This window comes from Fibrobacter succinogenes (genome assembly GCF_902779965.1).
In the GTDB taxonomy this organism is placed as follows: Bacteria; Fibrobacterota; Fibrobacteria; order Fibrobacterales; family Fibrobacteraceae; genus Fibrobacter; species Fibrobacter succinogenes_F.
In genome coordinates this window covers 185,021-191,440 of record NZ_CACZDK010000002.1, presented here as the reverse complement: position 1 = coordinate 191,440, position 6,420 = coordinate 185,021, and the positions used below count along the sequence as shown (strand labels likewise).

Genomic DNA, 6,420 nt, shown 5'->3' with positions numbered 1-6,420 from the left:
AAAAAGTGGGCTTTTTAAGGCAAAAACAGGGTTTTAAATTGTGAGCTTTTTGTGAGACGTTAATCGAAAACCCAGTATCTACGCGGGACAGGGCAGAGCGTCGGACTCATAACCCGTTGGTTCCCGGTTCAAGTCCGGGAGGCCCCACTAATAGCGTTACCTTAAGGGTTGCGCTATTTTTTTATCCCATTGAAATAACAAATATTTAATACTCTTTTTTCGATATCCGCCTCAAATTATCATATTTTTAAGAAGATACCTAACAAGGAATCTTTATGAAAAAGCAAGGTTTTTCCCTTATCGAGTTGATGGTTACCATCGTAATCATGGGCGTCATCGCAGCAGTCGCCGTTCCAAAGTTGTTTGGTTTTATGGCCAAATCCAAAGCAACCGAAATCACCGTGGCCGCAGGGACTTACATCAAACTGCAAGAAGTCTACATCCACGACCACACCCAAGGCGGAAACTGGTTCAACATCGGTTATAAATCCCCTGCAGGGAACTCCACCGGCAAAGCGAGCACTCAGAATTTCGAGTACGATGCCGATCAGACAACACACAACTGGACCGCCTCGCCCATTGTCACCTTGGGCGATTGCGCGAAAGGCAAAAAGTGGTTTGTCAACTATAAATTGAACCCGCCGCACGACATGAAATACTGGGCGTCCACGGACGATGAAACAAATTGCATCACCGCCTTGCTCCCAAACTTCAGCAAATTAAGCAACACTACAACACCTATTACAAGCCCCGGGGAATAACATAAAACAATGAAAATTCCTTTTAATCAGCCACCGTTTGTCGGGCCAGAAATCGATTACGTGAAGCAGGCTGTGCAAAGCGGTCGCATTTGCGGCGATGGGCAATTCAACCAGAAATGCCATGCCTGGCTGGAAAAACAAACGGGAGTCGCCCGTGCGCTCCTCACGACTAGTTGTACACATGCTCTCGAAATGTCCGCGCTTTTGTGCGGGATTCAGCCCGGCGATGAAGTCATCATGCCATCGTTCACATTCGTCTCCACCGCAGACGCATTTGCCATGCGCGGAGCCAAGTGCGTGTTCGTGGACATCCGCCCCGACACAATGAACATCGACGAAAAGTTGATTGAAGACGCCATCACCGAAAAGACACGCGCCATCGTTCCCGTACATTATGCCGGAGTCGCCTGCGAGATGGATACCATCAACGCGATTGCCAAGCGGCATGGGCTTTTCGTCATCGAAGATGCAGCACAAGGAATGATGTCCACCTACAAAGGGCGTTCTCTCGGAGCACTCGGGGACTTTGGTTGCTACAGTTTCCACGAAACAAAGAACTACAGCATGGGCGAAGGTGGAGCCATCCTCATTGCCGACAAGAAGTACGCCGACCATGCCGAAATCATCCGTGAAAAAGGCACGAACCGCGTGCAATTCCACCGTGGCGAAGTCGACAAGTACACGTGGGTAGAACTCGGCTCCAGCTACTTACCCAGCGAACTGAATGCCGCGTACCTCTACGCCGAACTGGAGAACGCGCAAAAAATTTACGACAACCGCATGGCTAGCTGGAACGCCTACCGCGAAAGGCTTGCGGATCTCGAATCCGCCGGTGATTTGCAACTCCCGTATATACCGGCAGAATGCGTACATAACGCCCACATGTTCTACCTGAAGGTTGCCGACCTCAAGACGCGTACCGCACTCATCGCCCACCTAGTGAAAAACGGGATCCTTGCGGTATTCCACTACGTGCCGCTGCACAGTGCCCCAGCAGGCAAGCGATTCGGGCGATTCCATGGCGAAGACGTTTACACCACCAACGAAAGCAATAGACTTTTACGCCTTCCCATGTTCTACGGTCTAAAGCCCGAAGATCTAGAATTTGTGTGTAGCAAGGTGAAGGAATTTTTTGGGAAATAAGAATTTATTCTGTTATCAGAACAAAGGCATTACACCGGCTTTGTTTCATAAAGCCGTTTATGCCATTGGGGAAATAACATGATAGAAGAAAACAGCAACATTAACACATTCATCAAACGGAGATTTTCCATCAACAATTGTGAAGAATCATTCGATGCTTGTTTTCTCGCGACACAATTTCAATTTTTAAACAACCAAATCGAAACTGAAACCTCCGACATCCATTTTCCCATAGAACAATTATACTTTATTCGTTATTCATACGCATTTGTAGCATGGGACTTATTGGGACAACTTGCAAAACAAGGCTATCACCATTTAAAAAGCGAAAATACACCTAGCCTTGAATGCCTTGGAGAACAGACCAATTCCTTTATCGAAATAATAAAGGAACTATATTTAGATTTTTTTGGAATAATTGAAACTTATCCTTTTGAAACAGAATACGTTCCTTACAATATTGCAGCTTACGACATTTATCCAACCGTAAAAAGAAGAGACCCTAAATATATATACCGGTGTATCCGAAGAGTCAACGAATATTTAGCATTCCAAGAACGTGATTTTATTTTCCAGCGCATTGAGCGAAACCAACACCTAAGAGAAAAACTTAAAAAATTCATCAATGATTTAATGAATATAGAGCCGTTGCAACAAGACGTGCAAACATACCTGACAAAAAAGTGCATTGCTGTCGCGACTCATACGCACGTACATAAAAAATATTACTACGCATTAAGCGGCTTCGACTACAAATCCACTTCGAACACCGCTATAAAAGGCAATGTATTTGAAAAGGCTTTAGCGTTCCAATCCTACGCAAGCAAATACAGCCGTTGTATTGCGACCGACGCAATGAAAAGTTGGTTTGACACGTCAAGACAAACCATACGAGAAAAGCCCCTCATTCTATCAAATGCACTCCATCAATTGCCAACGGCCAACTTAAAACGGGAATATTCTTGTTGTGAAAGAAAAATTCTTGCACGCATTGAAAAAGACTTTCCAAATTATATATCTAATAAAGACCAAATAACCTTATCTATTATCAAACCACCATGTCCCAATTGCACATGCGCCATCAAAATTCTAAGACCCAAAATAAACTTCTCCTTCTCGGTGGCAGCCATGCCGAAATCCCGCTAATTAAAGCCGCGCAAGAACTCGGCTGGTATGTGATTACCACAGGCAACAACCGCGATGGCTTGGGCCACCCTTACGCCGACAAGACGGTGTTTGCGGATTTTAGCGACAAAGAAGCGATGCTCGAACTCGCGCGGGCCGAGGGCGTGCAAGCGGTTTGTTCCGGCTGCAATGATTTCGCCTTGCTTTCGACAGTGTACATCTGCGAAAAACTCGGACTCCCAGGACACGATTCCTACGCGACAAGCCTCGAAATCCACCACAAGGACAAGTACCGCGCATTGGCCACACGCCTTGGCATTCCAACACCGAAGGCGATTACAGTTAAAGTCGCAGGCACGAATTTTGCAGCAGATCAAGATGAAATTGCAAGCAAGGTTTGCGCAGACTTCGAAACCGCCATTGCGCAACTCACCTACCCCATCATAGTAAAGCCAGTCGATCTCACAGGGGGCAAAGGCATCCACCGCGCAGCGACCATCGAAGAAGCACGCACCGCCTACAAAGACGCTTGCAGCCGCACACGGCAAGACCACGTCGTGGTCGAAGAATTTGTCGAAGGCTCAAATCACGGATTTTCGGCCATGCTCGTAAAGGGTAAGGTTGCCTTCGCTTTCGCCGACAACGAACAATACTTTATCAACAAATACCTGGTCAGCGGAGCAAACACTCCCAGTACTTCTGGCAGCGCAACCCTCGCGAAACTGCGTGACTACAGCGAGCGCATAGCCCACGAGCTCAACCTGGTCGATGGCATTTTGCACATCCAGTACATCGAACGAGCCGATGGCACACCGATTATCATCGAAATCTGCCGCCGCTCGCCCGGCGATCTCTACATCAAGTTCGTCAAATACGCGACCGGCATCGACTATCCGAAATTCATCGTCATGGCAGAAACTGGAGAAGACATATCCAGCATTACAGACGTCCCTACCCAAGGTTTTTGGTTACGCCACTGCGTCATGGCCGGGAACAACATCGAAAATAGCAGTGTAGTCCGCGATGTCACCTTCGCCCCCGAGATTCAAGGGAACATCGTCGAAAAATTCTTGTGGTACAAGCCAGGAGAAGTAGTCTCAGACAAATTGATCTACAAAGCAGGCATTGTATTTTTCAAATTCGACACGCTCGCCGAAATGCAGGACAAAACAGCTCGCATGCCACAGCTTGCGCAAATAATCACAGAATAGTCAGATTCCGAGTCATCCCCGGCAAGCGAGGACAGGCGTCCGGAATGACGAAAAAAAAATTCGTCATGGTGGACCCAATCCGCCATCTAATATCCTATATTGGAAAATATGAAGAAGGAACCTTACCAAATCGCATTTATCGGAGGCGGAGTCAATTCTGCCATTGGCGAAGTCCACAAAGCAGCATGCCAAATGGACGGCCATTTTGAACTTGTCGCAGGCGCATTCAGCACTCACGAAGAAACAAACCAGAAAACAGCCAAAACCTGGGGAGTATCGCCAGAGCGCACCTACAGCAACTACCATGAACTGCTCAAAGCCGAACAAGGCAAGCTCGATGCCGTAATCGTACTCGCACCAACAGATTTACACAAAGACATTGTCATCGAAGCACTCGATGCGGGCTTCCCCGTCATTTGCGAAAAGTCGCTTGCCACAAGCTTTGAAGAAGGCAAAGACATAGCCCAAAAAGTCGATGAAACCAAAGGTTTCTTCTGCACCACGTATAACTACACCGGCTACCCGATGGTCCGCGAACTCAAACAGTACATCGCCGAAGGCAAGCTCGGTACAATCCAGCAAGTGCAAGTCGAAATGCCACAAGAAGGTTTTATGCGCCTGGGAGCATCGGGCGAACCGCCCAAGCCGCAAAGCTGGCGACTCAAGGACACCGTGATTCCCAAAATTTCCCTGGACCTCGGCAGCCACTTGCACAACATGATTTACTTTTTGACAGGCGAACGCCCAAAGCGTATCGTCGCAGACCAAGCTACATTCGGGCTATTTTCGCAAATTGTCGATAACGTAGGGGCACTCGTTCAATACACAAACAATATGCGTGCTCAAATCTGGTTCAGCAAAACAGCACTCGGAAACCGCAACGGGCTCCGCATCCGCGTCTATGGAAGCAAAGGCAGCGCCGAGTGGTTTCAGCTGGAACCCGAAACGCTCAAAACATGCGACCGGTATGGGAACGTAAGTTTACGCGACCGCACCGGAGGCGTGAAAATAGCAAACCAGCCACGTTACAACCGATTCAAGGCTGGCCACCCCGCAGGATTCATCGAAGCGTTCGCCAACTATTACGAAGATATCGCCGATTGCCTTGCACAATACTTTGCAACAGGTTCCTTTAACAGTCAATATGTTTGCGGCATCAAGACATCCCTCGAAGGGCTCGCCATGATGCAAGCCGCAACACGTTCTGCAAAAAGCAACAAGTGGGAAGATTTATAATGAAACTATCATTCGTCATCCCCTGCTACCGCAGCCAAAACACCATCGAAACGGTGGTAAATGAAATTCGCGAAACCATAGCAACGCGTCCAGAAACCGACTACGAAATCGTCCTCGTAAACGATTGCAGTCCGGACAACGTCTGGAACGTCATCGAAAGCCTCGCCGCCGCAGACCCACACATCAAGGGAATCAGCCTCGCCAAAAACTTCGGGCAACATTCAGCCCTCATGGCAGGCTACGCCCAAACTACAGGCGATTACATCATCAGCCTCGACGACGACGGCCAAACACCCGCCAGCGAATCCTTCAAACTTGTAGACAAGCTAGAAGAAGGTTACGACGTTGTGTACGGTTACTACAAGCACGCCGCACAACACCTATTCCGCCGCTTCGGAACATGGGTCAACAAGAAAATGGCCGAAGCCATCATCGGACAACCCAAAACGCTGCGCACCACAAGCTTTTTCATCATGCGCAAGTTCATCGTCGATGAAATCGTGCGCTACCCCCACCCGTTTGCCTACATCAGCGGCCTTGTATTCCGCGCTACCAAAAATCTCGGCAACGTCGAAGTCCATCATCGCCGACGCCTCGAAGGGGAATCCGGCTACACCATCGCAGGGCTTCTCGGGCTCTGGATTAATGGTTTTACCGCATTCTCTGTAAAGCCACTCCGCGCAGCAACCTTCATCGGTTTAATCTGCGCTGCTATCGGCTTTGCCGCAGGCCTCTTTGTCATTTACAAAAAACTGATGTTCCCTGCAGTTCCGATTGGATACACGAGTATGCTCGCCACTATACTCTTTATCGGCGGCATGATTATGCTTTTGCTCGGCCTCATCGGCGAATACGTCGGTCGAATCTACATCAGCATCAATCAATCGCCTCAATACGTTGTAAGGGAAAGAACGTTTTAAGGACAACTTTATCAGAAACGCCAT

6 protein-coding genes are annotated in these 6,420 nt (G+C 48.3%); all 6 read left to right on the top strand.

The window, feature by feature from the left end; all coding sequences use genetic code 11:
* Positions 1–275 precede the first annotated feature (275 nt).
* Entirely contained in the window at positions 276–761 is a 486-nt protein-coding gene (locus HUF13_RS01710) for a type II secretion system protein (protein WP_173473520.1), read from the top strand.
* Between the two features lie 9 nt (positions 762–770).
* On the top strand, positions 771–1,904 hold the full coding sequence (gene rffA, locus HUF13_RS01705; protein ID WP_173473519.1) for a dTDP-4-amino-4,6-dideoxygalactose transaminase: 1,134 nt from the start codon (positions 771–773) through the stop codon (positions 1,902–1,904).
* A 78-nt stretch (positions 1,905–1,982) separates the two neighbouring features.
* A complete protein-coding gene (locus tag HUF13_RS01700) occupies positions 1,983–3,050 on the top strand; it encodes a hypothetical protein (protein ID WP_173473518.1) in 1,068 nt (355 codons plus the stop codon).
* The gene (locus HUF13_RS01695) at positions 2,963–4,240 is read left to right on the top strand and encodes an acetyl-CoA carboxylase biotin carboxylase subunit family protein (RefSeq protein ID WP_304038696.1); all 1,278 of its coding nucleotides are present in this window, start codon (positions 2,963–2,965) and stop codon (positions 4,238–4,240) included. The genes HUF13_RS01700 and HUF13_RS01695 overlap by 88 nt, the downstream gene beginning before the upstream one ends.
* A gap of 108 nt (positions 4,241–4,348) precedes the next feature.
* Positions 4,349–5,476 carry a Gfo/Idh/MocA family protein gene (locus HUF13_RS01690; protein WP_173473517.1) on the top strand — a complete coding sequence of 376 codons (1,128 nt, stop codon included), beginning with the start codon at positions 4,349–4,351 and terminating at the stop codon, positions 5,474–5,476.
* On the top strand, positions 5,476–6,396 hold the full coding sequence (locus HUF13_RS01685) for a glycosyltransferase family 2 protein (protein WP_173473516.1): 921 nt from the start codon (positions 5,476–5,478) through the stop codon (positions 6,394–6,396). The genes HUF13_RS01690 and HUF13_RS01685 overlap by 1 nt, the downstream gene beginning before the upstream one ends.
* Positions 6,397–6,420 lie beyond the last annotated feature (24 nt).